Genomic DNA, 23,072 nt, shown 5'->3' with positions numbered 1-23,072 from the left:
GCATGACCTGGGCGGCATCGCCGGGGCGAACGGATTTCCCGGGATCAGTCGTCGGACGGGCCGGGATCACGGGTGCAGATGTGACCGGACGGGCAGGCCGAGCAGCCCTTGACCCCGGCGAGCTCGGCGACGGCCCCGAAGAGCTCGCGGGCCCGCTCGACGGTTCCGACGCCTTCGTGCCGGGCGAACTCCTCCGGGTCGGCCTCGGTGCCCCCGGCCATGTGGGACCTGATGAAGGCCAGGGCGGCGAACTCGTCGAGGCTGATGTCACCGGGGTACGCGGGCACGCAGACCTTCGGGACGAGCGTCTCCTCCGGGGAGTCGGCGAACACCCAGGGATCGCCGGGGCGTTCGGGGCGCTGGGCGACGATCCGCAGGAGTGTCGCCTCCGTGCCGGTGTCCACGAGGACGCCGCCGTGGGCGTGCAGTTCGTGCAGGCTCCTGCGGACCTGGTCGCCGGCCGGGTCGGCGCCGAGCATCTCCGCGGCCACGCCGACCGGCAGCGGCGCGACCGTGTCGCCCTGGCGCAGCAGGACGGTGCCCTCGTCGATGGCGACGTCGAGGTGCACGGCCTGGACGGGGATGCGGCCCGGGTAGAAGGCGCGCAGGCGCCCGAGGCGGCGTACGAGGTCGACGGCGTCCGGGGACAGGCGTGGATCGTCGGCGGCTTCGGCGGACTTCGGGTCGACCCGGAGCCACTCGTCGTAGCCGGGGGGCTGCAACTGCTGGAGCGTGTACTGCGCCTGGCGGCCGCGCCCCGGCTTGTTGGGCTTCCTGCGTCCCATGGGGGTTCCTCTCGCCCGTAGGGGGTGTCGGACCCTGCACAACGACCGGGTCCAGCCGACGTGCGGCGGCCGGACCACCCCCTGAGGTGATTCGGCCACCGTCCTGCGAGCACCTCCATGGGGCGTCGTGCCTTCAGCGCTGCTTGGGAATGTTGAGCGGGCGGCCGATGTGCCAGTGCGGTTCGCTGCCGCTGTACGGGCACAGGTAGGCGATCCGCTCGTGCTGCCACGGCTGGATCCGGTTCATCTCGCTCGCGGCCCGTTCCGCCGCGGCCTCGTTCGCGAACTGCTTCTTCTCCCCGCACGCCCTGGAGCGGGTGATGCGGCGCCTGGCGGCGGCGCCCGTCCTGCTGGTGCGCTTCATCTCTCCTGCCTATCCCAGCGGCAGCCGACCAGAAAGGGCGTTCACCCGATCGAGTGACAGTCGGTCGCAGGCCCTTGCCCTGGCCGCGCCACAGGTCCCGGAGCCCGGAGCCCGGGTCCCGGAGCCCGGGTCCCGGTCAGGCCGGCTGGGCGCCGAGGGCGGCGATGCCGTCCGGGCCGATGCGGCAGCAGCCGCCGATGAGGCGCGCTCCGGCCGCGCGCCAGGCCCGGACCGGCCAGGGGACCGGGGCGGCGGGGGCGTTCCAGCTGCCGGCGGCCGCGTCCCAGACGGAGCCGTCGTTCGGGTAGGCCACCAGCGGCTTCGCGGTGACGGACGCGGCGGCCTCCAGGGCGGGCAGCACATCGGCCGGATCACAGCAGTTGACGCCGACCGCAATCACCTCGGGCGCGGCGGCCGCCAGGGCGAAGGCCTCCGCGAGGGGCTGGCCGGCCCGGGTGCGGCCGCCCGCGACGGTGTAGCTGAGCCAGGCACGGGCCCCCGTCCCCGCCAGCACCCGCAGCAGGGCCGCGGCCTCCAGGGCGTCCGGGACGGTCTCCAGCGCCAGCACGTCCGGGCCCGCCGCCAGCAACGCCCCGATCCGGGGCCGGTGGAAGGCGGCCAGCTCCTCCACGCCCAGCCCGTACCGTCCGCGGTACTCGGAGCCGTCCGCCAGGACCGCCCCGTACGGGCCCACCGAGGCGGCCACCCAGACCTCGTGGCCGGCGGCCCGCGCCGCGCCGCCGGCCACCCGCACGCTCCGCTCCAGCAGGGCGGGGTCCTGTCCGACCTGGTAGCTCGCGGTGATCAGCACCTCGGCCCCGGCCCGGACGTACGCGGTGTGGGCGGCCGCCACCTGGTCGGGGCGCTCGGCGAGCACCCGGCCCGTCCACATCCCCCCGGACAGGTCGCAGCCCTGGTCGGCGAGCTGGTTGCTCAGCCCGCCGTCCAGGAGCACGACCCTGCGGGTCAGGACTTCGGCGAGCGGGCCGGTCGCACGGGGCATGGTTCCACGGTCCCCTATCCGAGCTGGGGCAGCACCCGGGCTGAGATCAGCTCCAGGTGGTCCAGGTCGTCGAGGTCGAGGAGCTGGAGGTAGGCGCGCGAGGAGCCGATGGCGGAGTAGGTGCCGAGCTTCTCCACCACCTCGTCCGGGGAGCCGGCCAGGCCGTTGGCCTTGAGCTCGTCCACCTCGCGTCCGATGGCGGCGGCCCGGCGGGCCACCTCGGCGTCGTCCTTGCCGACGCACACCACCAGGGCGTTGGAGTAGACGAGTTCGTCCGCCTTGCGCCCGGCCTCGGCGGCGGCCTCCCGGACCCGGGCGAACTGCCTGCCGCTGTCCTCCACCGAGGCGAACGGCATGTTGAACTCGTCGGCGTACCGGGCGGCGAGGCGCGGGGTGCGCCGCGCGCCGTGCCCGCCGATGAGGACGGGCACCTTGGCCTGGGCGGGCTTGGGAAGCGCCGGGGAGTTCTCCACCTGGTAGTGGACACCCCGGTAGTCGAAGGTGGCGCCGGGCTCGGTCGCCCACAGGCCGGTGACGATGGCCAGCTGCTCCTCCAGCCGGGCCATCCGCTCCGCCGGGAAGGGGATCCCGTACGCCTTGTGCTCCTCCTCGAACCAGCCCGCGCCCAGGCCCAGTTCGACACGGCCGCCGGACATCTGGTCGACCTGCGCCACCTGGATCGCGAGGACGCCGGGCAGCCGGAAGGTTCCGGCCGTCATCAGCGTGCCCAGCCGGATCCGCCTCGTCTCGCGGGCCAGGCCCGCGAGGGTGATCCAGGCGTCGGTGGGGCCCGGCAGGCCGTCGGTGGAGCCCATCCGCAGGTAGTGGTCCGAGCGGAAGAACGCGTCGAAGCCCAGGTCCTCGGTGGCCTTGGCGACGGTCAGGAGCGTGTCGTAACTGGCGCCCTGCTGCGGTTCGGTGAAAATGCGGAGATCCATGCTCCCCATCCTGCCCCGACCACCCCTGCCGGGTGAATCCGCGTCAACCGGGAGACCCGCCCCCCGCCCCGCCAGTGACCAGCGGCGATGGAGATCGTTGGCTCGGACGGAGCCGGACCGCCCGGCCCGCGCGCCGGCGGCCTCCCGCCGATGCGTCCACCGCCCCCTTCCGCACCGGAAGGGCCAGGGCCGAGGAGGCCGCCATGTCCCACGAGTCCGTGCCCGAGCATCCAGGACAGACCGGACAGGCAGCACACGACGACGCACGCCAGGAGCCCGCGGCGCCCGCCCGGGGCGGGGCGCCGAAGGGCCTGTTGCAGCAGATGGAGGAGCTGATGGCGGCGCTGAACGCCGACCTCTCGCAGCTCGACGCCGACCTCCAGCACTCCGCGGACCGTACTCCCCCGGCGTCTCCCGCTACCCGCGCGTACGAGGGCGAGCTCCGCTCGGACCGGTCCCGCTGACCGCGCGGGGGTCCCGTCGCCCGCGCCGGGACCCTCAGCCGCGGCCGGGCCCGGTGGCGCCGATCCTGCCGCTCACTCCCGGCTCAGCCGACTCCCGAAGCCGGACCCCGCTCCGGCACGAACGTCATCCGGCGCAGCAGTGCTCGTACCCGGTCGCTGGACTCGTCCGCCGCGTCGATCGACTCTATGCACTGCCAGTACAGGCCCTCCTCGTCCGTCGCGCAGGCGACCCCGACCAGGGCTATGCCGACCTCGCCGAGCAGCTCCTGGAGCCCGAGCAGCGTCTGCCGTAGGTCGGCCACTCCGCTCAGCTGCGCCGCTCTCGGGGGCTGTTCGGGCGGTCTCCCCTCACCGAGCAGGGCCGCCCGGTCCACCACCCCGCAGCCCCTGCCGCCGGCTTCCCCCAGTCCCCGCGCCTCCGCCCTCAGCTCGGCCGGCCCGCTGACGGCCAGCCAGCTCCCGATGCCCTGCGCGAGCGCCTGGGCCTGCCAGGCCTCGCCCACGATGCCCCATGCCGCCCCGCTCCGTGCCAGCGCGTGCCGGCCGGCCGCGATGAGCCGTACCGCATCCATATGCCGTCCCCCGTCCGCACGACATCCCCTCATGCTTCACTACCCAGAGTGAAGGCAGCGAGTCAGTAAAGCCAGGGGTATTCGGAAATCTGTGGACACAAACATGGTTGTGGACGACGCCATCACTCCGAAGAGTGACAATCTGGTGTCGAAGCCCCGGTTACCGGGAAGCGGTGTTCGTTCCTCTCGATCTTCGCGGCCAGCGCATCCAGCACATCCACCCCGAGAACCTCACAGAACTGCAGCAGATACGCCATCACGTCGGCGACCTCGTCGGCCACTCTGTGTGCGCTTTCGGGATCTTCCATGACCGCCGCCGACTGTTCCGGCGTCAGCCACTGGAAGATCTCGACCAGTTCGGCGGCCTCCACGCTCAGCGCCACGGCCAGGTTCTTGGGCGTGTGGTACGGGGCCCAGTGCCGGGCGGCCGCGAAGTCGGCGAGCCTTCGCTGGAGTTGGTGAAGGCGTTCGCCTTGCTGGTGAGCGGGACCGTCGTCCGTGGGTGCGGCGTCGTTCATGGGGACAGGTCTACCACCGAGACGCCCGGGAGTCCCCGTCCGGTTCCCGCGGTGTCCTCGCCGACCGCCGCCACCAGCCGGATGTGCCCGCGTCCGCCCGACAGCAGGGCCAGGCGCAGCAGTTCGGCGGCCTGCCGGCGGTCCAGTCCCCGGTCGAGGCCGTCGGCGAGGACGGTGAGGGCCTGGCGGGCGGAGAGCAGTTCGGCGGCCGGGTCCACGGCCAGCACGCCGGGTCCGGTGAGCAGGACGAGGGCCAGCGCCAGGAAGCGCAGCTCCCCCGCGCCGAGGCGGTCCAGCCCGGTGGCGGGGAGGGCGGGGCCCCGGTCCAGTACGGCGGCCACGAGGCCGGTGCCGTCGGGGACGGCCCGCACGTCGAGCCCGGCCACCGGCCCGGCGCATCCGGCCCGCGCCGCCGCGGCGAGCAGCGCGTGGCGGGTGCCGCATTCGTGGCGGGTCCGGCGCAGTACGTCGGCCAGGTTGCCGCAGTCCGTGCGCAGCCGGCCCTCCCCGGGCGGGACGGGCGCCCGCATCCGGCCGGGACGCGGATCGCAGGGGAAGACCGCCCGCAGGGCGACCACCACCTGCTCGGCGGCGGCCAGCACCCGCCGCTGCCCGGCCGTGGACCCGGCGACGCGCAGGGGCAGCAGGCCGGTACCGAGCCGGTCGTCGGGCAGCTGCGCTCGGGTCACCCCGACGGTTCCGCCGGTGAACCAGGCGGCCTCGACGGTGCGGCGGCGCGGGTCGCGCAGGGCGGTGGTGAGGAGGATCCGGCCGTCCTGGGAGAGCCGTTCGCCGGCGATGCGCAGCACGGGCTCGGCCTGGACGGCGAGGTCGAGGTGGACGGGGCCGGACGGGCCGTCGACCGTGCAGCCGAGGTGGAACCCGCGCCGCCCGCCGGGGCCGGGCCGGGCCCCTTCGGGCACCCGGGCCCGCGCGTCGGGGAAGGCCTCGCTCAGGGTGGCTCCGGAGGCGAGCTGGGCCAGCGCCCGGTAGGCGGCCAGGGCCTGGGACTTGCCGCTGCCGCTGGGGCCGGTGAAGAGGGTCACGGGGCCCAGCGGGAACACGGCCGCCCGGTGGGTCCCGAAGGCGGACAGCCGCAGCTGCGTGACGGCCGGGCGGGGTGGGGCGGCGTCGGCGGGAGCGCCGCCGGAGGCGGTGGCTCCGGCGGGGCGCGGCGGCTTGCCGGAACGGGTGCCGCGGGCGGGGGGCGGGCGTAACGGGCTGTCAGTGGTCTCGTCGCGCGGGGGCGTACCGGTCGGGGCGGCGGCGGTTGCACCGGTCGGGGCGGCGGCGGGCGTACCGGTCGGGGCGGCGGCGGTTGCACCGGGCCTCGCCGTGTCCAGGGTGGCGTCCATGGCCGGACGGTACGGTCCGCCGGGCGGGCCGGGTGACCGCCGAACCGTTCCGCCGCCGCGACCTTCCTACGATCGGGGGACGGCCGCCGCCGCGATTCCCTCCACCTCGGTGCCGACCGGCGCCAGCAGGAAGACGTTGCGGTCGACGCGGTGCATGCCGCTGCCGAGGCCGAAGACCACACCGCTGCTGAAGTCGAGGATCCGCTTGGCCACTTCGCTGTCCGCGCCGGTGAGGTCCAGCAGTACGGGGATCTGCGCGATCAGGTACTCCGCCACCTCCCGCGCGTCGGCGAAGATCTGGACCCGGATCACCACGAAGCGCCGCTGTTCCGCCGCGGCCGGTCCGGGAGCCTTGGGGATGGTGCGGTGGTCCACCCGGGAGGGCCACTCGTTGCGGCTGCGCAGGGGGACCACCTGCGCGAGCCCCTCCCACTGCTCGTCGGTGACGTCGTACCTGCTCACCGGGCCGCCTCGGCCGCGCGCTTCATGTGCATCCACCCATCCTCTCGTGTTTCACCCGTTCAGCCCAACACCGACACGGAGCACGTAGGGTCGCCGCCATGACCAATGGCGACGAGGTCCGCACGCTACGCGACATCACGGCCGCCGGGCGGCCCCCGCTGCGCGAGGACGCGATCCGCAACCGCGCCCAGATCCTCGCAGCCGCCGAGCAGTTGTTCACCGAGCGGGATCCGCGCAGCGTGACGATGGACCACATAGCCAAGGCCGCGGGGGTCGGGCGGGCCACCCTCTACCGCCGTTTCCCCGATCCCGCCTCCGTGGCCGGCGCCCTCCTGGAGGAGCACGAGCGGATCCTCGGCGGGCGGCTCGCGTTCGGCCCGCCGCCGCTGGGGCCCGGCGCTCCTCCGGCGCAGCGGCTGGCGGCCTTCTACTCCGCGGCCCTGGAACACCTGGAGCGGCACCTGCCGCTGGCCCTGGGCATCGGCCCGGGTCCGGCCCGGTTCACGGGCGGCGCGTACCGGCACTGGCGCGCACACGTGCGAGGCCTGCTGGTGGAGGCCGGTGCCGACGACCCCGACGTGAGCGTGGACGCCCTGCTCAGCCCGCTCTCCCCGGAGGTCTACCAGTTCCAGCGGCATACGCTGGGCTTCTCGACCGTGCGGATCGCCGAGACGCTCGCCCGGCTGGGGCGCGGGGTACTCCCCGCCTCACCGATGGGTTAGGTTAGGCATACCTAAGTCAATCTCCGATGAGGGAGAGATCCGCATGCGCCTGCCCGGTGCCCCCGCCGCCACCTCCGCCGCCCGGCCCACCGAGGCCGAGCTGGTCCGCTCCGTCCTGGCCGCCGCCCACTCGATGACGGTGGTCGTCGACGGGGTGCGCCACGAGGTCCGCAACCTGGACGGTGGGGACGTGCTCGGACGGCTGCACCTGCACCCCGCCGCCCCCCTGGCCGGGCACCCCGCCCCGCTGCCGGGCACCGGACTCCCCACCATCCGGCTGGAGTTCACCGACATCGCCCCGACGCCCGTACGCGACCGGGTGCGCGCCCGCGTCACCGTCCTGGGCCACCTGCTGACGCCCTGGGCCGGCGAGGACTCCGCCCCCGGGACCACCACCTGCGTGGAGTACGGCCGGGCGGTGCTGGAGACCGCGCGCGGGACCTCGTACATCGGTTTGGAGGAACTGGACGGGGCCTGGCCCGACCCGCTCGCCCCGTACGAGGCGGGCATGCTCACCCACCTCCTCGACGACCACCCCGAGCTGGTGACCCTGCTGCTGCGGCTGGTACGGCCGCGGCCCTCGGCCGCCGTCGTGCGCGCGCTGCCGCTCGCCCTGGACCGGTACGGGATCACCCTGCGCCTGGAGGAGCGCGCCGGCCACCGCGACGTGCGACTGCCCTTCCCCTCCGTCCTCGACGACGTCGACCAGGCGGGCGCCCAGATCCAGGCCCTGCTCAGCGCGGCCAGGCGGCGCTCCCACCGCAACTCGCTCCCGGTCTGAGGGCCGCCCGGGCAGCGTTCCCGTCCCCCTGCCGGGTGTGGCGGTTGGCGGGGCGCGGCAGACCGTAGTGCTCGCGCAGGGTGCCCCCCGCGTACTCGGTGCGGAAGAGGCCGCGGGCCTGGAGGACCGGCACGACGTGGTCCACGAAGTCGGTGAGGCCGGTGGGCAGGACGGGCGCCATGATGTTGAAGCCGTCGGCGGCGCCCTGCCGGTGAGGGCGAGCAGTCTGGGCGGCACGGGGTGCTCCGTTCTGGCGGTCAGGCGGTGGTGGCGGAGGCGCCGGAGGCGATGCCGAAGGAGGGCTCCGGGACGGCTTCCGGGCTGATCAGGCGGGAGGCCACCCCGTCGGGGCCGACCGGGACGTCGCCGTCGACGGTGACGCGGCGCAGGACGCGCTCGTGGTCGTCGGAGTCGTCGACGCCGTAGTGCTGGGTGGCGCGGTTGTCCCAGATGGCGACGTCGCCGGTCCGCCACTGCCAGCGGACGGTGTTCTCGGGGCTCTCGACGTGGGCCTGGAAGAGGTCGAGGAGGGCACGGCTGTCGCGGCCGGTGAGCCCCTGGATCCGCTGGACGAAGTTGCCGAGGAGCAGGGTGCGTTCGCCGGTCTCGGGGTGGACGCGGACCACCGGGTGCTCGGTGAGGAAGGCCGTCGAGGTGAACACCTCGCGGTACTGGGCGAGGGCCTCGGGAAGGCCGTCCGGCCGCAGGGCGGCGTAGTCGTACTCGTTGGAGTGAAGGGCGCGCAGGCCGTCGGCGAGGGCGCGCAGCGGCTCGGGGAGGTGGGCGTAGGCGGTGGCGGTGTTGGCCCAGAGGGTGTTGCCGCCGTACGGGGGGACGGTGACGGCGCGCAGGACGGAGAAGGCGGGGTAGGCCGGGACGAAGGTCACGTCGGTGTGCCACTGGTTGGCGCGGGCCCCGTGGTGGGAGTCGATGCCGAGGGCGTAGCGGCCGTCGGCGGAGGGGACGGTGGGGTGTGCGACGGGCGTGCCGAGCAGCCGGCCGAAGGCCTCGTGGCCGGCCTCGTCGAGGTGGTCCTGGCCGCGGAAGAAGACGACCTTGTGGGTGAGGAGGGCGGCGCGGATCTCGGCGACGGTGGTGGCGGCGAGCTCGCCGCCGAGGCGGGTGACGGTGGTGATGGGGGCGGGGGTGGTTGCGGCGGGCACGGGGACTCCTCGGAGGTGTGGCGGGTTTCGGGTGGGCGGGCGGAGCGGACACCGGCGGGTGCCGGCTCTGTCCGCGGGGAGCCGCCGGTGGCACCCCGGGAAGCGGGGCGTGGGGGGAAGGGGATCGCCGGAGGGCGGCGCGGCACGTCCAGGGGTCCGGCACCGCCGGAAACGGCTCCGGGTCTTCGGGCACGGCGGAGCGGGGCGGGGCCGGCAGGGCGGCGGAGTAAGGGCCGGCCTGGAGTGTCAGGCACCGATGCGGGCCGGACAGCGGCCCGGACACGTGCCCGGCGCGGTACGGAGGCCGGGGGTGTGGAGCCGCGGAGCGAGGAGGTCGTTCGCGGTCATGGCTCGGAGCGTGTCAGGGCCCCGCGGTGGGTCAATCCCCGCCGGAGGGCTCGGGGGCCGGCCGGTGAGCCCTGCTGACCTGGCGTTTCTCCGCGCCGGGCGGCCGGAAACGGCTGGCTGGATTTCATGGCCCCGCAACGCGCTGGCCATGACCGTGGCCCGGTGGGGGTGCGCAGGCCGCCGCTGCGCGGGGCCGTCCCCTGTCCGCCCTTCCACCGTTCCCCGGGGCTCCGCCCCAGACCCCGCGCCTCACACGCCGGCGAGGCTGGATCGTGCGGCACGGTGGCGGGCCTGGCGCGCACGCCGCACGGCCTGGGCCGGCTCATCTGAGAGGGCGAGATCACATCCGATGGTTCTGGTACCGCCGAGTAGGCCCCCCTAGCATTCGAGCCATGACGGTCCTGCCTGACGACGGGCTCTCCCTGGCCGCCGAATTTCCTGACGCGACACATGAGCAGTGGCAACGCCTCGTCGAGGGCGTACTGCGCAAGTCGGGCAAGGAAGTAACCGGCGAGGCAGCGGAAGCAGCACTGTCCACCACGCTCGAGGACGGGCTCATCACCCGCCCGCTGTACACGGCGCGCCCCGACGCGGACTGCCCCGACACCGGGTTCCCGGGGTTCGCGCCCTTCGTACGGGGCGGTACTCCCGAGGGCAACAGCGCCTCGGGCTGGGACGTGCGCCAGCGCATCGCGGGCAGTGATCCGGTACGGGTGAACGAGGCGGCCCTCGCCGACCTCGAGAACGGCACGACCTCCCTGTGGCTGCCCGTCGGCCACCACGGCATCCCGGTGGAGGGCCTGGGCCGGGCCCTGGACGGGGTCTACCTCGACCTCGCCCCGGTCGCCCTGGACGCGGGCGCCGAATACGCCGACGCCGCAAGGGCCTTGCTCGCCCTGTTCGCGGAGCGCGGCACCGCCCCGGACGCCGCCCGCGCCTCGCTCGGCATCGATCCGCTGGGCCACGAGGCCCGCACCGGCGAGGCCCTGGACCCGGCCCCCGCCGCAGAGATCGCCCGTGAGGCGGCGGCTTCCTGGCCGGGCGTGCGCGCGCTGACCGTCGACGCGCTGCCCTACCACGAGGCGGGCGGCTCGGCCGCCGAGGAGCTGGGGCTGTCCCTGGCCACCGGCGTGGCGTACCTCCGCGCCCTGACGGAGGCCGGGCTGAGCTCCGAAGCCGCCTTCGGGCAGCTGGAGTTCCGCTACTCCGCGACCGCCGACCAGTTCCTGACCATCGCCAAGCTCCGTGCCGCCCGGCGGCTGTGGGCCCGGATCGCCGAGGCCTGCGGCACTCCCGGAGCGGGCGCCCAGCGGCAGCACGCCGTCACCTCGCCGGTGATGATGACCCGCCGCGACCCGTGGGTGAACATGCTGCGGACCACCGTCGCCTGCATGGCGGCCGGGGTGGGCGGCGCGGACTCCGTCACCGTGCTCCCCTTCGACAGCGAGCTGGGCCTGCCCGACGCCTTCGCGCGCCGCATCGCCCGCAACACCTCGACCGTCCTGCTGGAGGAGTCGCACCTGGCCCGGGTGATCGACCCGGCGGGCGGCTCGTACTACGTGGAGCAGCTCACCGAGGAACTCGCCCACGCCGCCTGGGAGTTCTTCCAGACCGTCGAGCGGGCGGGCGGACAGGCCGCCGCGCTGCGTTCCGGGCTGGTCGCCGAGCGCCTCGCGGCCACCTGGGCGGCACGCTCCAAGAAGCTGGCCACCCGCCGCGAACCCGTCACCGGCGTCAGCGAGTTCCCGCTGCTGTCGGAGAAGCCCCTGGTGCGCGAGCCCCTGCCGGCGTCGCCGTCCGGCGGTCTGCCCCGGGTGCGGCGCGACGAGGCGTACGAGGCGCTGCGCGCCCGCAGCGACGCCCACCTGGAGGCCACCGGCGCCCGGCCGCGGATCTTTCTCGCCGCGCTGGGCCCGGCGTCCGCGCACACCGCGCGCGCCACGTTCGCCTCGAACCTCTTCCAGGCGGGCGGCATCGAGCCGGTGCACGACCCGGTGTCCGTGGACGCGGCAGGCGCCGCCGAGGCGTACGCGGCGAGCGGCGCGGACGGCGTGGCGGTGCTGTGCTCCAGCGACGCGCTGTACGAGGAGCAGGCCGGGGCGGTGGCCTCCGCCCTGCGCGGGGCCGGCGCGACGACCGTGTTCCTCGCGGGCAGGCCCGGCACCTCGGCCGGCGCCGTGGACGAGTACGTCTTCGCCGGCTGCGACGCGGTCGCCGTGCTGTCCTCCGTACTCGACCGGATGGGAGTCGCGCAGTGAGCAGCATCCCCGATTTCTCCGAGCTCGCCCTCGGCGCGGCCCCGCGCGGTGCCTCCGAGGACCAGTGGCGGGCGGCGGTGAAGGAGTCCACCGGGGCCGCCGCCGGCGACCTGCTGTGGGAGACCCCGGAGGGCATCGGCGTGCAGCCGCTGTACACCGGGCGCGACCTGGAGGGCCTGGACTTCCTGGGCACGTACCCGGGCATGGCCCCGTACCTGCGCGGGCCGTACCCGACGATGTACGTGAACCAGCCCTGGACGATCCGGCAGTACGCCGGTTTCTCCACGGCCGAGGAGTCCAACGCCTTCTACCGGCGCAACCTGGCGTCCGGGCAGAAGGGCCTGTCGGTCGCCTTCGACCTGCCGACGCACCGGGGTTACGACAGCGACCACCCGCGCGTGACGGGCGACGTCGGCATGGCGGGTGTGGCGATCGACTCGATCTACGACATGCGGCAGCTGTTCGACGGGATCCCCCTCGACAAGATGTCGGTGTCGATGACGATGAACGGCGCGGTGCTGCCGGTCCTCGCGCTCTACATCGTGGCGGCGGAGGAGCAGGGCGTCTCCCCCGACAAGCTCGCAGGGACCATCCAGAACGACATCCTCAAGGAGTTCATGGTCCGCAACACCTACATCTATCCGCCGAAGCCCTCGATGCGGATCATCTCGGACATCTTCTCCTTCACCTCGCAGAAGATGCCGCGCTACAACTCGATCTCGATCTCCGGGTACCACATCCAGGAGGCGGGGGCCACGGCCGACCTGGAGCTGGCGTACACCCTCGCGGACGGGGTGGAGTACCTGCGCGCGGGTCAGGGCGCCGGGCTGGACGTGGACGCGTTCGCGCCGCGCCTGTCGTTCTTCTGGGCGATCGGCATGAACTTCTTCATGGAGGTCGCGAAGCTGCGCGCCGCTCGCCTGCTGTGGGCGAAGCTGGTCCGGCAGTTCGACCCGAAGAACGCCAAGTCGCTGTCGTTGCGCACGCATTCGCAGACCTCCGGCTGGTCGCTGACCGCGCAGGACGTCTTCAACAACGTGACGCGTACGTGCATCGAGGCGATGGCGGCGACCCAGGGTCACACCCAGTCGCTGCACACCAATGCCCTCGACGAGGCCCTGGCGCTGCCGACGGACTTCTCGGCGCGCATCGCCCGCAACACCCAGCTGCTGCTCCAGCAGGAGTCGGGGACCTGCCGGTCGATCGACCCGTGGGGCGGCAGCGCGTACGTGGAGAAGCTGACGTACGACCTGGCGCGCCGGGCCTGGCAGCACATCCAGGAGGTGGAGGCGGCCGGCGGGATGGCGCAGGCCATCGACGCGGGCATTCCCAAGCTGCGCGTGGAGGAGGCCGCCGCCCGTACGCAGGCGCGGATCGACTCCGGCCGCCAGCCGGTGATCGGCGTGAACAAGTACCGGGTGGAGAACGACGAGCAGATCGACGTCCTCGTCGTCGACAACTCCTCGGTGCGCGCGCAGCAGATCGCCAAGCTGCGGCGGCTGCGCGAGGAGCGCGACGAGGCGCGTACGCAGGACGCCCTGCGCGCGCTGACGAACGCCGCCGAGCGCGGCGCCGGCCAGGGCCTGGAGGGCAACCTGCTCGCGCTGGCGGTGGACGCGGCGCGGGCGAAGGCGACCGTCGGTGAGATCTCGGACGCACTCGAGAAGGTGTACGGGCGACACGCGAGCCAGATCCGTACGATCTCGGGTGTGTACCGCACCGAAGCAGGCGAGTCCCCGTCCGTGGAGCGCACCCGTGCGCTCGTCGACCGGTTCGAGGAGGCGGAGGGCCGCCGTCCGCGCATCCTGGTCGCGAAGATGGGCCAGGACGGCCACGACCGCGGCCAGAAGGTGATCGCGACGGCCTTCGCGGACCTGGGCTTCGACGTGGACGTCGGCCCGCTGTTCCAGACCCCGGCGGAGGTGGCCCGTCAGGCCGTCGAGGCGGACGTCCACGTGGTGGGCGTCTCGTCGCTGGCGGCCGGCCACCTGACCCTCGTCCCGGCGCTGCGCGAGCAGCTGGCGGAGGAGGGGCGCGAGGACATCATGATCGTGGTCGGCGGGGTGATCCCGCCGGCCGATGTCCCGACGCTGCTGGAGATGGGCGCGACGGCGGTCTTCCCGCCGGGGACGGTCATCCCGGACGCGGCCCACGACCTGGTGACGCGGCTGGCCGCGGATCTGGGCCACGGGCTGTAGGCGGCGCCGGGTATGCCCCCGAAGATCGACATCGAGGTGTACGCGAAGGGCGTGCTCGACGGGAAGCGCGCGCACGTCGCGCGTGCCATCACCCTCGTCGAGTCCACCCGGGCGGACCACCGCGTCCTGGCGCAGCGGCTGCTGACAGAGCTGCTGCCCCACACGGGCAGGGCGCGCCGGATCGGCATCAGCGGGGTGCCGGGGGTGGGCAAGTCCACCTTCATCGACGCGTTCGGCTCGATGCTGACGGGCCTCGGGCACCGGGTGGCCGTCCTCGCGGTCGACCCGTCCTCGACCCGTACGGGCGGCTCCATCCTGGGTGACAAGACCCGGATGGAGCGGCTCGCGGTCGACCCGGCGGCCTTCGTCCGGCCGTCCCCGTCGGCGGGGACGCTGGGCGGGGTGGCCAGGGCCACGCGCGAGTCGATGATCGTCATGGAGGCGGCGGGCTACGACGTGGTCCTCGTGGAGACGGTCGGCGTCGGCCAGTCGGAGACCACGGTGGCCGGGATGGTGGACTCCTTCCTGCTGCTGTCCCTGGCCCGTACGGGCGACCAGTTGCAGGGCATCAAGAAGGGCGTCCTGGAGCTGGCCGACGTCCTCGCGGTGAACAAGGCGGACGGCCCGCACGAGCGCGACGCGAAGGCCGCCGCCCGGGAACTGTCGGGCGCGCTGCGCCTGATGCACCCGGCGGACGCCGCGTGGACCCCGCCGGTGCTGACGTGCAGCGCGCGGGAGTCGGCGGGTCTGGACGAGGTCTGGAACCGCCTGGAGCAGCACCGGACCGTCCTGGAGACGGGGGGCCGGCTGGCGGCGAAGCGGGCCGCGCAGCAGGTGGAGTGGACCTGGTCGATGGTCCGCGAGGCCCTGCTGGAGCGGCTGCGGGCCGATCCCGCGGTGCGGGAGCTGGCTCCCGCCCTGGAGGCGGCCGTCCGGGAGGGCTCCGTCACGGCGACGTCGGCGGCGGACCGCATCCTGGGGGCGTTCGGTCACTGAGCCGCGCCTGTGCGGGTCCGGAGCACCAGGCCTACAGGGCGGTCAGCCGTCGGTCGGGAAGCAGCCCAAGGACACGTTCCGCAGCAGGTCGGTGCCGCGGACACGGTCTCTGTCCGCTTCGATGAAGAGCTCCTCCAGTTCCGTCAGTGCCGCCAGGGGTGCGATGTCGATGTCCCCCTCCGCGCTGAGGTCTCCGACGAACTGGCAGAACGTCAGCCGGGGAAAGAGGGCCGGCAGCCGCTGGATGGCCTTCCGGAGGGCGCCGTCCCCGCTGCTGGAGAGGTGCAGACTGACCACACTCGGCAGGGTCGCGTCCGCCGGGAGCATGTCGAGCGACGCGGCGGGCACCGTGAGGAAGTCGAGGGGCAAGGCGCGGATCTCCTGCCAGTCGGCGACCGACACCGGACCGGACGCCGGGTTGAGCGCCAGCTGGCGGAGTTCGCGGAAGCTCCCGAGCCCCTCGAGCGTGTGTGTCCTGGCTGTCTCGCCGGAGACGGACAGGGCGCTCAAGGGGGCGTTCGGGGGCAGGTCCCGCACGGTCCAGGCCATCCCGGCAGGACCGTCGACGGTGAGGGTCCGCAACTGCCCGAGCTCTGTAAGCGCGCGGAGGTCGAAGTCCGTCCGGGAGGTGGTGATGTCCAACTGCTCGAGCGGCAGCCCGCCGATCGCGGTCAGGTCCGCCAGGTTCGGGCAGTCCATGATGGAGAGGGCGCGCGGTGCGGAATGCGCCGTGAGGAAGGTCAGGTCGGCCGCAGGGAAGCCCAGAAGCACGAGCCGGGAGGGGCGACAGCTGCCCAGGAAGTCCGACAGGGCCGCCAAGGACACACCGTGCCTCACGTCCAGACCGGCCGGGCGGAGCCCGATGCGCTCCAGCTGCTCCAGTTGCTCATCGGACTGGACGGTGTAGAGCAGGCCGGCCGGCTCCAGGCGGGCGATGATCTCGTCCGCGTAGTCGCCGAGGTCGAAGCGCGACCACGCCCAAACGAGCTGCGAACGGACGGGCGTGAAGGGATGCCGGGCGAACTGGGCGAGGAAGGGAACCGCGGCCGGCGACGCGACGTGTGAGGCGGTGATCACCACGTGGTAGGCGTCCCCGCCGGCGAGTCCCGAGGGACCCGGGAGGATGCCCAGTACCAGGGGGCCGACCTCGGCCAGGGCTCGGGCTTCCTCCTGGTTCCGTGGCGGGATGAGGGTGGCCGTACGCGATTCGACCTCCGCGCGCACGTCCGGGGCGAGGGTGGTCGCGTGTTCGAGGCAGGCGGCGGCGAGCAGGTAGACGCGCGCCTGTACGCGCCGGTCGGTGGAGCCGTCGCCCAGGGCGAGCAGGTCGCGGAAGACCGTCACGCGTTCGGCGGGCCGGGCGAGCGCGACCGCCATCCGGATGACGTCCTCCCACTGGTCGTCGGCGGCGCGAGCGGTCAGCAGGCCGAAGTCGCCGTCCTCGACGGCGGCGCGGGCGCCGAGGAAGTCCTGGAAGGTGCGGTGGACGAAGTCGACCGTGCCGGGTGCCGGTTCGCGGAGCAGCCCGCTGCGCTGGAGGAAGTGTTCGAAGACGGCGGGCGCCTCCCCCAGGGCCGCCGCCTCCGGGACGGCGGGCAGGGCGCGGGCGATGATGTCCTCGGCCCGTGAACGGTCCATCTCGGTGCGGCCGTTCTTGATCAGCCAGTAAGCGAGCCGCTGGAGCAGGTCGAGCTGCGGCTCCTCACGGAGGTCCGGGACCCGCAGGTCGCGCTCGCGGTCGCGACGGCTCAGCAGCATGGAGAGCGCGGCCTCGTACAGGTCCTTGCGGCCGTGCGGGAGGTAGCCGCGCCGGTCGCGGTGGAGGGCGCAGATCAGGCCGCACATCAGGGGGTTGGTGGCGAGGCGGCCGAGGTCGGGCTTGAGGCGGACGGCTGCGAGGAGCTGGGCCTCGTACGCCTCCAGTTCCTCGTCCCGGTCCGTGCCCTGGCGGGCGGCCGCGTGCCAGCGCCTGATGAAGGTGGCGATCTCGGCGGGGCCCATCGCGGAGAGCGTCAGCTCGGTGAAGCCGTCCTCGGCGAGCCAGTCCGTGCCGACGGCCGAGGGGCGGGAGGTGACGAGCCAGCGGTTGTCGCCGTCGTACAGGTCCATCAGGTCCCGCAGCCAGGTGCGCGCGCGTTCCCGCTCGCGGTCGGGGACCTCGTCGATGCCGTCGATCAGGACCAGGCCGCGACCGGAGGCCAGGACGCGGTGGGCCCAGCCGTCGGGCTGGCTCCCGCCGAGCGGGCAGCCGGCGGCGTTGAGGAACTCCCGCGGCTCCGGCAGCCGTTCGCCGTGCCGGGTCAGCGTGCGCAGGGGCAGCACGAAGGGGATGCGGTCCTCCAGGTACGCCATCTGCGGCGGGAGGTCCTGGCGGGCGGCGGACACGGCCAGCCACTGGACGAGGGTGGTCTTGCCGGAGCCGGCCTCGCCGCGCAGCAGGACCCGGCGGCTGCCGGCCAGGGCCTGGTCGGCGGGCTGGGGGGCACCGGCGAGAGCCAGCACGTGGGCCGTCAGTTCGGGCTCCTTGGCCAGGGCTTCGGCGACGCGGGCGTCTTGATCCGACGCCGGCATTCGCAGGTCCGTCCCCAGCGCGTCCAGGGCGGCCAGGAAGGACTTCGACGTCGCTCCCGCGGAGCGCCCGACCGCCGTCACCTCCAGGCTCAGGTACGCCGCGTCCAGTGGCCAGCGGCTCGGGGAGTCGCCCAGGTCGATGCCGTAGATGGTGAGCTTCGCGTGCCTGCGCGCCACGTACGGCAGGTACTCCTCCTCGAACGCCGCGTCCTGAGCCCCGGGCAGCGGGTCGCGGCGGATCAGTTCGTCCACCTTGGCGGTCAGTTCCGCGATGCCCCGGGTCTGCGCCACCAGGGCGTGGGCGACGAAGGTGGAGCGCTGCGTGAAGAAGTGCAGGATGTGCAGGCAGGCGGCTTCAAGGAGGCGTTCGTAGAAGTACGTGCCGTCCGCGCTCAGTTCCCGTTCGGGGCGGCCGGCGGCGCGGCGCAGTTCCCGGGCGAAGTCGGCGGCCCCGAGGCGGACCGCGTCCACGTCGCTGAGGGTGAGGTCGCCGAGGGCGTGCAGGGTGGCGGCCAGCGCGTCGGCCACCGCGTGCTGTTCGTCGGCGGCGATGGGACGTTCGCCCGTGCGCAGGGCCTGGCCGACCAGCTTGGCGGCCAGCGTGCGCAGGTCGGACTCCGTCAGGGAGCGCTTCTCGCCGGTGAAGGAGACGTATCCGGAGATCCGGACCGGCTTGTCGACGAGGCCCGCCCCGGGGCCTTCGGCAACGAAGAGCTTCTTGACGAGCGGGCCGATGGCCGCCGAGGCCAGTCGGATGCCGATGATCCCGGGCTCCATGTCCGCGTCCCCCCGCGACGTCGTGTCCGTTGCAGGGATCCTATGGGGCCCGGGAGCGGTGCGGCGGCGGAACCCTACGCGTCGACGAGCACCGGGTCCGGCGTGCCGAGGGCGGCGCGCAGGGTCCGCGTCCGCTCGGCCGGGTCGGTGGCGGACAGCAGCGCGGCCAGGACCGCGATCCGGGCCTGGCCGGCACGCAGGGTGCCGGTCGGGACGGCGCCCGCGGCGACGAGGTCGACGGCACCGCCGTGCGTGTAGATCTCGGTGACGGGCCCGGCCGCGACCCGCGTGGTCAGGGCGACGAGGACGCCCCGGGCCACGGCGGCCCGTACGGCGTCGACGATCTCGGGGGTGGCGTTGCCCGCGCCGGTGCCGATGAGGACGATGCCCTGGGCGCCCGCCTCGACGGCGGCGTTCAGCAGCAGCGGGTCGGCGTCGGCGTGGTGCATCACCATGTCCACGCGCGGCGGCAGTTCCGGCATGGCGGGCAGGGCGAGGGCGGCCGGGCGCTCGGGCCGGCGCAGCACGGCGACCTTGCCGAAGCCGATCTTGCCGAGCAGCTCCTTCGAGGGGTCGGCGAAGGCGTCCAGGGCCACGGCCTGGGTCTTCACGGTGCCGCGGGCGGCGTGCACCCGGCCGGCGAAGGTGATCAGGACTCCCAGACCGCGCGTGGTCGCTGCGGTGAGGAGGGCGTCGTAGAGGTTGCCGGGGCCGTCGCCGTCGGCGGAGCCCATGGGGAGCTGCGAGCCGGTGAAGACGACGCTGCGCGCGTCGTGGTGGTGGAGGTCGACGAGGAAGGCCGACTCCTCGAGGGTGTCGGTGCCGTGGGTGACGACGACGCCGTCGACGCCGGGGTCGGCGAGGACCTCGTGGACGGTGCGCAGCAGGGTGAGCTGGTGGGCGGTGGTGAGGCGGGGGCTGTTGACGCTGAACAGGTCGACGACGTCGACGGTGACGCCCTCGGGCAGCGGTGCGGTGGCCATGACCTCGCGGCCGTCCGCTTCGGCGGCGAAGCCGGAGCCCTTCCACCGGCTGGCTATCGTCCCGCCGGTGCTGATGACGACGATGCGCCCCATGGCCACCCTTCCCTCACGTGTGGACCGACCCCCGGCCGGAGTTCGTACAGATTTTCTGGAGAGGGCAATGATAGTGAGATCTACGCGCAATACGATTGCGTGTTCCAGCTCACCTGCGGCGAAGGGCGAGCGATAATTGCGCCATGGACGCGATTGATCGTGAAATCTTGCGCGAGCTCCAGCGCGATGGCCGGCTCAGCAACCAGGAGCTGGCCCAGCGCGTGGGCCTGACCCCCTCCCCCTGTATGCGCCGGGTGCGGCAGCTGGAGCAGGACGGGGTGATCCAGGGGTACCGCGCGGTGATCGACCCCGACGCGGTGGGCCGCGGGTTCGAGGTGCTGGTGTCGGTGGAGGTCCGCCGGGACCGGGACGCCGTCGAGGCCTTCGAGGCGGCGCTCCAGGACATCCCCGACGTCGTCGAGGCGTACCGCCTGTTCGGCAGTCCGGGCTGCCTGCTGCGCATCGCGGTCGCGGACCTGCGCGCATACGAACGACTGTGGATCGAGCGGCTGACGGCGCTGTCCGGGGTGACCGAGGTCAACTCCCAGATCATCATGAAGCGCGTCAAGGAACCAACGGGCCTGCCCGTCTGAACCGACGGCCCGCCCTGACCTGCGGATATCGGCGCACTCCCGGAGGCGCACGGCGAGCGATAACCCGCCAATGAGGCCGGGCGGTCCCGAGGCGGCGGTGCTGATCACCAGTCAGGTCCGGCTGGCCCGGGTGGCGGGCGCGGACACCATCGCGCTGACCCCGGTCGACGACGAGGAGGCGCTGGAACTGCTGGCCTCGCTGGTCGGCCGGGACCGGCTGGAGGCGGACCCGGACGCGGCCGACGACCTGGTGGCGTACTGCGCCGGGCTGCCGCTGGCCCTCTCCGTGACCGGCGCCCGGCTCGCGGCACGGCCGCACTGGCCGGTGGCCCGGCTGGCGGCCCGGCTCGCCGATCCGGACGGCCCGCTGGGCGAGCTTGCGTACGGGGACGTGAGCGTGCGCGAGGCGCTGGTGCACTGCGTGCGCCGGGTGGGCGGCGCCGAGCTGGCCGCGCTGACAGGACTCGCCGACTGGGACGGGGAGCCCTTCTCCGCCCAGTACGCGGCGCTGGTGCTGGGCTCGGCGGAGGAGGAGACGGAGTCGGCCCTGGACGCCCTGGTGGACCGCGCCCTGCTGGAGCTGTCCGGGCTGGACGCCCAGGGCAGGCCGCTGTACCGGTGCAACGACCTGGTGCGGCTGCTGGCGGCCTCGCTGACCACGCGGGACGCCTTCCCCTCCGCGGTGCGGTGAGCGTGCGGGCCGGGCACCGGCCGGGCGCTCACTTCACCATCTGCCAGGTGGGCATGGTGCGGCACTGGTACGCGGAGCAGCCGCTGGGGTGGGGGGCGAAGGCCGCGCTCAACGGCTCTGGCGCGCTGCTGACCGGCGCTTCCGCGGTCGTGGTGACCGCCACCAAATTCACCGAGGGCGCCTGGCTGATCGTCCTCGCGCTGCCGTTGCTGGTTTGGGCCATGGGGCGGGTCCGCCGCGCCTACGACGGCATCGGCGCCCGCCGGGAGCTCGGCCGCATCCCGCAGCCGCCGCGCCGCACGCGCTCGCTGGTCGTCGTTCCGGTCTCGGGCCTGTCCCGACTGACCTGTCAGGCGCTCACCGCCGCCCGCTCCCTCGGCGACGAGGTACGCCGTCACGGTCACGCACCCGGCGTCCGAGGACCGGGCTGCGGCCGAAGCGCTGCGGCGTGACTGGGAGCTGTGGAACCCCGGCGTCGCGCTCATCGGCATCGCCTCCCCGACCCGCTCGCTGGGCAGGCCGGTGTCCGCATACGTCAACGCCCTTTCCCGGTCCCGGCCCGGCACGCAGGTCACCGTCCTCATCCCGGAGACCGAACCCGCCCGTCTGTGGCAGCGGCTCCTGCAGAACCAGCGGGGCGCGGTCCTCGCCCACGCCGTACGCCGGGACACCGATGCGGTGATCTGCCGGCTCCGGTTCCGGGTCCCGGGGCAGCGGCGCTGACGGCGTTCTGGTTGCGCCAACCGATGGCGCCGGGTGGCACCATCTGACGCCACCCGGTGCCACATAGCGCCATCCCCGAGCCCTCAACCCGCGTGACACCACCACCGCTCAGCGCATCAGACACACATTTCCGCAGGTCAGAGGGGTCCCGTCGCCCCCACCATGCCCCATGACGCCACCAGGGCTTGCGTATGGTGCCAAAGTGATGCCATGATGACGTCATGGACCTCACGCCGTATGTCGACACCCTTCGCCGCGAGCTCGCGGTGGCCGCCGAAGCCGGCGGCGAAGACGCCCGCGAGCTGGCCGAGCGGCTCACCGCTCCCCTGGAGTCGGCGACCCGGCTCACCATGCTCCACGTGCTCTCCGCCGCGATGGACGAGATCACCCGTGACATCGCCCCCGGATCGGTCGACGTACGGCTGCGCGGGCTGAACCCCGACTTCGTGGTGTCGCTGCCGCCCGCCGACCGCGGCGCCCCCGCAGAACCGGCCGCGCCCGTCGAAGCGTTCAGGGCCGAGGCCCCGGCCGACGGCGACGAGGGCGGCACCGCCCGCGTCAACCTGCGCCTGCCGGCCCACCTCAAGGCGCGTGCCGAGGAGGCCGCGAGCCGCGAGGGCCTGTCGGTCAACGCGTGGCTGGTCCGGGCCGTGTCGGCCGCGGTCGGCGGAGGTGGCGGCGCCCAGCCCAGGCCGACGGAGAAGGCCCGGACCATCGGGCAGAACTTCACGGGCTGGGTGCGCTGACTCCGCGCCCCTCCCACCCGCACGACTTCACCCACACCACGTCCCACCAGCGGGGACGACCCGAAGACCCAAGAGGACGGGACAGCCATGCCTTCTTTCGACACTCCCGAACCGATCTCGGTCACCGCACGCGTGGAGGCCGGTTCCATCCAGTTCACGGCCGGCGACGACCGCCCCGACACCGTCGTCGACGTACGGCCCCGCGACCCGAAGAAGGACCTGGACGTACGGACGGCCGCCCAGACGGAGGTCACGTACGCCGGCGGCGCACTGACCGTCAGGACGCCCAAGTCGAACATGTTCGGCCGCACCGGCATCGTCGACGTGACGGTCGCACTGCCCACGGGCTCGGACATCGACATGACCGGCGCCTGGACCCAGGTGCTCGGCGAGGGCCGGCTCGGCGAGGTCCGCGTGAAGACCTCGTCCGGCGACGTCCGCCTCGACGCGACCGGCCCGCTCCACCTGACCGCGTCGCACGGCTCGATTACCGTGGACCGGGTCGAGGGTGCGGCCGAGATCACCACCAGCTCCGGCAGTCTGCGCATCGGCCTGCTCGACGGCCCCGCGGTCCTGAAGAACTCGCACGGCACCACGACCGTGGGCGCCGCGACCGGGGAGCTGCGGGTGAGCGGCGCGAACGGCGACATCGCCATCCAGCGCGCCGAGGACTCGGTCACCGCGACCACCGCCCACGGCACCCTGCGCGTGGGGGACGTGGCCCGTGGCACCGTCCAGCTGGAGACCTCGTACGGGGCCGTCGAGGTCGGCATCCGCGAGGGTACGGCAGCCTGGCTCGACATCAACGCGGGCGTCGGCCAGGTGCGCAACACGCTCACCGCGTCCCAGGCCCCGGGAGAGGCCGAGGACACCGTCAGGGTCCTCGTCCGCACCCGGCACGGCAACGTCGACATCGTGCGCGCCCGGGGCTGAACACCGGCCCGTCCCCCGTCACTCCAGCCTCCGAA

Annotated in this window: 21 protein-coding genes and 2 pseudogenes; 11 read left to right on the top strand and 12 right to left on the bottom strand. The window is 73.8% G+C overall.

The window, feature by feature from the left end; genetic code table 11:
• Positions 1–44 precede the first annotated feature (44 nt).
• The 4 genes from ACFY7H_RS16080 to ACFY7H_RS16065 form a co-directional block, all read right to left on the bottom strand.
• Positions 45–785, bottom strand: coding sequence for a hypothetical protein (locus tag ACFY7H_RS16080; protein ID WP_388938432.1), 741 nt, complete (start codon positions 783–785; stop codon positions 45–47).
• A gap of 133 nt (positions 786–918) precedes the next feature.
• Positions 919–1,149 (bottom strand): hypothetical protein, encoded by a 231-nt coding sequence (locus tag ACFY7H_RS16075; RefSeq protein ID WP_388938431.1) that lies wholly within the window; start codon positions 1,147–1,149, stop codon positions 919–921.
• A 136-nt stretch (positions 1,150–1,285) separates the two neighbouring features.
• The gene (gene mmuM, locus ACFY7H_RS16070; protein ID WP_388938430.1) at positions 1,286–2,152 is read right to left on the bottom strand and encodes a homocysteine S-methyltransferase; all 867 of its coding nucleotides are present in this window, start codon (positions 2,150–2,152) and stop codon (positions 1,286–1,288) included.
• A gap of 14 nt (positions 2,153–2,166) precedes the next feature.
• Entirely contained in the window at positions 2,167–3,090 is a 924-nt protein-coding gene (locus ACFY7H_RS16065) for an LLM class F420-dependent oxidoreductase (RefSeq protein WP_388938428.1), read from the bottom strand.
• A gap of 203 nt (positions 3,091–3,293) precedes the next feature.
• Here ACFY7H_RS16065 and ACFY7H_RS16060 point away from each other — a divergent pair, with 203 nt between their 5' ends.
• Positions 3,294–3,554: a hypothetical protein gene (locus tag ACFY7H_RS16060; RefSeq protein ID WP_388938426.1), complete on the top strand. Its 261-nt coding sequence runs from the start codon at positions 3,294–3,296 to the stop codon at positions 3,552–3,554.
• An 83-nt stretch (positions 3,555–3,637) separates the two neighbouring features.
• On the opposite strand, the gene ACFY7H_RS16055 is transcribed toward ACFY7H_RS16060, so the two are convergent.
• The 4 genes from ACFY7H_RS16055 to ACFY7H_RS16040 form a co-directional block, all read right to left on the bottom strand.
• The gene (locus tag ACFY7H_RS16055; protein WP_388938425.1) at positions 3,638–4,126 is read right to left on the bottom strand and encodes a DUF6099 family protein; all 489 of its coding nucleotides are present in this window, start codon (positions 4,124–4,126) and stop codon (positions 3,638–3,640) included.
• Positions 4,127–4,248: 122 nt separating this feature from the next.
• Positions 4,249–4,644, bottom strand: a complete 396-nt coding sequence (locus tag ACFY7H_RS16050; protein ID WP_388938424.1) for a nucleotide pyrophosphohydrolase — start codon at positions 4,642–4,644, stop codon at positions 4,249–4,251.
• Positions 4,641–5,999 (bottom strand): ATP-binding protein, encoded by a 1,359-nt coding sequence (locus tag ACFY7H_RS16045; RefSeq protein WP_388938422.1) that lies wholly within the window; start codon positions 5,997–5,999, stop codon positions 4,641–4,643. Before ACFY7H_RS16045 ends, ACFY7H_RS16050 begins: the two co-directional genes overlap by 4 nt.
• Positions 6,000–6,065: 66 nt before the next feature.
• A complete protein-coding gene (locus ACFY7H_RS16040; RefSeq protein WP_388938420.1) occupies positions 6,066–6,461 on the bottom strand; it encodes a cell division protein SepF in 396 nt (131 codons plus the stop codon).
• A gap of 98 nt (positions 6,462–6,559) precedes the next feature.
• Here ACFY7H_RS16040 and ACFY7H_RS16035 point away from each other — a divergent pair, with 98 nt between their 5' ends.
• Together ACFY7H_RS16035 and ACFY7H_RS16030 are read left to right on the top strand one after the other, a co-directional pair.
• Positions 6,560–7,183: a TetR/AcrR family transcriptional regulator gene (locus ACFY7H_RS16035; RefSeq protein ID WP_388938418.1), complete on the top strand. Its 624-nt coding sequence runs from the start codon at positions 6,560–6,562 to the stop codon at positions 7,181–7,183.
• A gap of 43 nt (positions 7,184–7,226) precedes the next feature.
• Complete coding sequence (locus tag ACFY7H_RS16030) at positions 7,227–7,964, top strand: DUF2470 domain-containing protein (RefSeq protein WP_388938416.1); 738 nt, start codon at positions 7,227–7,229, stop codon at positions 7,962–7,964.
• Here ACFY7H_RS16030 and ACFY7H_RS16025 read toward each other — a convergent pair.
• A pseudogene (locus tag ACFY7H_RS16025) lies at positions 7,918–8,169 on the bottom strand (hypothetical protein); the annotation flags it as partial. The gene ACFY7H_RS16030 and the pseudogene ACFY7H_RS16025 overlap by 47 nt on opposite strands.
• Before the next feature lie 52 nt (positions 8,170–8,221).
• Positions 8,222–9,127: a TauD/TfdA dioxygenase family protein gene (locus ACFY7H_RS16020; RefSeq protein WP_388938415.1), complete on the bottom strand. Its 906-nt coding sequence runs from the start codon at positions 9,125–9,127 to the stop codon at positions 8,222–8,224.
• Between the two features lie 740 nt (positions 9,128–9,867).
• Between ACFY7H_RS16020 and ACFY7H_RS16015 the strand changes: the two genes are divergently transcribed.
• Genes ACFY7H_RS16015 through meaB form a run of 3 tightly spaced genes read left to right on the top strand, consistent with a single transcriptional unit; the run spans position 9,868 to position 14,927 of the window.
• On the top strand, positions 9,868–11,733 hold the full coding sequence (locus ACFY7H_RS16015) for a methylmalonyl-CoA mutase family protein (protein WP_388938414.1): 1,866 nt from the start codon (positions 9,868–9,870) through the stop codon (positions 11,731–11,733).
• Positions 11,730–13,931: a methylmalonyl-CoA mutase gene (gene scpA, locus ACFY7H_RS16010; RefSeq protein WP_388938413.1), complete on the top strand. Its 2,202-nt coding sequence runs from the start codon at positions 11,730–11,732 to the stop codon at positions 13,929–13,931. The genes ACFY7H_RS16015 and scpA overlap by 4 nt, the downstream gene beginning before the upstream one ends.
• A gap of 12 nt (positions 13,932–13,943) precedes the next feature.
• Positions 13,944–14,927 carry a methylmalonyl Co-A mutase-associated GTPase MeaB gene (gene meaB, locus ACFY7H_RS16005; RefSeq protein ID WP_388938411.1) on the top strand — a complete coding sequence of 328 codons (984 nt, stop codon included), beginning with the start codon at positions 13,944–13,946 and terminating at the stop codon, positions 14,925–14,927.
• Between the two features lie 42 nt (positions 14,928–14,969).
• Here meaB and ACFY7H_RS16000 read toward each other — a convergent pair whose 3' ends face one another.
• Both ACFY7H_RS16000 and ACFY7H_RS15995 read right to left on the bottom strand, forming a co-directional pair.
• Positions 14,970–18,275: an NACHT domain-containing protein gene (locus ACFY7H_RS16000; protein ID WP_388938409.1), complete on the bottom strand. Its 3,306-nt coding sequence runs from the start codon at positions 18,273–18,275 to the stop codon at positions 14,970–14,972.
• 74 nt (positions 18,276–18,349) lie between these two features.
• A complete protein-coding gene (locus tag ACFY7H_RS15995) occupies positions 18,350–19,351 on the bottom strand; it encodes an asparaginase (protein ID WP_388938407.1) in 1,002 nt (333 codons plus the stop codon).
• A 143-nt stretch (positions 19,352–19,494) separates the two neighbouring features.
• On the opposite strand from ACFY7H_RS15995, the gene ACFY7H_RS15990 reads away from it, so the two are divergent.
• From ACFY7H_RS15990 to ACFY7H_RS15970, 5 genes and pseudogenes are all read left to right on the top strand, one after another.
• Positions 19,495–19,944 carry an Lrp/AsnC family transcriptional regulator gene (locus tag ACFY7H_RS15990; protein WP_388938405.1) on the top strand — a complete coding sequence of 150 codons (450 nt, stop codon included), beginning with the start codon at positions 19,495–19,497 and terminating at the stop codon, positions 19,942–19,944.
• A 70-nt stretch (positions 19,945–20,014) separates the two neighbouring features.
• Positions 20,015–20,635, top strand: a complete 621-nt coding sequence (locus ACFY7H_RS15985; RefSeq protein ID WP_388938403.1) for an NB-ARC domain-containing protein — start codon at positions 20,015–20,017, stop codon at positions 20,633–20,635.
• Positions 20,636–20,667: 32 nt separating this feature from the next.
• A pseudogene (locus ACFY7H_RS15980) lies at positions 20,668–21,358 on the top strand (amino acid permease); the annotation flags it as partial.
• A gap of 221 nt (positions 21,359–21,579) precedes the next feature.
• Complete coding sequence (locus ACFY7H_RS15975) at positions 21,580–22,104, top strand: toxin-antitoxin system HicB family antitoxin (protein ID WP_388938401.1); 525 nt, start codon at positions 21,580–21,582, stop codon at positions 22,102–22,104.
• A gap of 87 nt (positions 22,105–22,191) precedes the next feature.
• A complete protein-coding gene (locus ACFY7H_RS15970; RefSeq protein ID WP_388938399.1) occupies positions 22,192–23,037 on the top strand; it encodes a DUF4097 domain-containing protein in 846 nt (281 codons plus the stop codon).
• Positions 23,038–23,072 lie beyond the last annotated feature (35 nt).

The organism is Streptomyces sp. NPDC012794 (assembly GCF_042901085.1).
GTDB lineage: Bacteria > Actinomycetota > Actinomycetes > Streptomycetales > Streptomycetaceae > Streptomyces.
This window is presented reverse-complemented; position numbering and strand designations above follow the sequence as displayed.

Bases quoted from the DNA above. Each gene is read 5' to 3' on its own strand.
- ACFY7H_RS16000 (WP_388938409.1), bottom strand. From the start codon at position 18,275: ATGGAGCCCGGGATCATCGGCATCCGACTGGCCTCGGCGGCCATCGGC.
- mmuM (WP_388938430.1), bottom strand. From the start codon at position 2,152: ATGCCCCGTGCGACCGGCCCGCTCGCCGAAGTCCTGACCCGCAGGGTC.
- ACFY7H_RS16060 (WP_388938426.1), top strand. From the start codon at position 3,294: ATGTCCCACGAGTCCGTGCCCGAGCATCCAGGACAGACCGGACAGGCA.
- ACFY7H_RS15995 (WP_388938407.1), bottom strand. From the start codon at position 19,351: ATGGGGCGCATCGTCGTCATCAGCACCGGCGGGACGATAGCCAGCCGG.
- meaB (WP_388938411.1), top strand. From the start codon at position 13,944: ATGCCCCCGAAGATCGACATCGAGGTGTACGCGAAGGGCGTGCTCGAC.
- ACFY7H_RS16030 (WP_388938416.1), top strand. From the start codon at position 7,227: ATGCGCCTGCCCGGTGCCCCCGCCGCCACCTCCGCCGCCCGGCCCACC.
- ACFY7H_RS15985 (WP_388938403.1), top strand. From the start codon at position 20,015: ATGAGGCCGGGCGGTCCCGAGGCGGCGGTGCTGATCACCAGTCAGGTC.
- ACFY7H_RS16065 (WP_388938428.1), bottom strand. From the start codon at position 3,090: ATGGATCTCCGCATTTTCACCGAACCGCAGCAGGGCGCCAGTTACGAC.
- ACFY7H_RS15990 (WP_388938405.1), top strand. From the start codon at position 19,495: ATGGACGCGATTGATCGTGAAATCTTGCGCGAGCTCCAGCGCGATGGC.
- ACFY7H_RS16080 (WP_388938432.1), bottom strand. From the start codon at position 785: ATGGGACGCAGGAAGCCCAACAAGCCGGGGCGCGGCCGCCAGGCGCAG.
- ACFY7H_RS16045 (WP_388938422.1), bottom strand. From the start codon at position 5,999: ATGGACGCCACCCTGGACACGGCGAGGCCCGGTGCAACCGCCGCCGCC.
- ACFY7H_RS15970 (WP_388938399.1), top strand. From the start codon at position 22,192: ATGCCTTCTTTCGACACTCCCGAACCGATCTCGGTCACCGCACGCGTG.
- ACFY7H_RS16035 (WP_388938418.1), top strand. From the start codon at position 6,560: ATGACCAATGGCGACGAGGTCCGCACGCTACGCGACATCACGGCCGCC.
- ACFY7H_RS16075 (WP_388938431.1), bottom strand. From the start codon at position 1,149: ATGAAGCGCACCAGCAGGACGGGCGCCGCCGCCAGGCGCCGCATCACC.
- ACFY7H_RS16055 (WP_388938425.1), bottom strand. From the start codon at position 4,126: ATGGATGCGGTACGGCTCATCGCGGCCGGCCGGCACGCGCTGGCACGG.
- ACFY7H_RS16015 (WP_388938414.1), top strand. From the start codon at position 9,868: ATGACGGTCCTGCCTGACGACGGGCTCTCCCTGGCCGCCGAATTTCCT.
- ACFY7H_RS15975 (WP_388938401.1), top strand. From the start codon at position 21,580: ATGGACCTCACGCCGTATGTCGACACCCTTCGCCGCGAGCTCGCGGTG.
- ACFY7H_RS16050 (WP_388938424.1), bottom strand. From the start codon at position 4,644: ATGAACGACGCCGCACCCACGGACGACGGTCCCGCTCACCAGCAAGGC.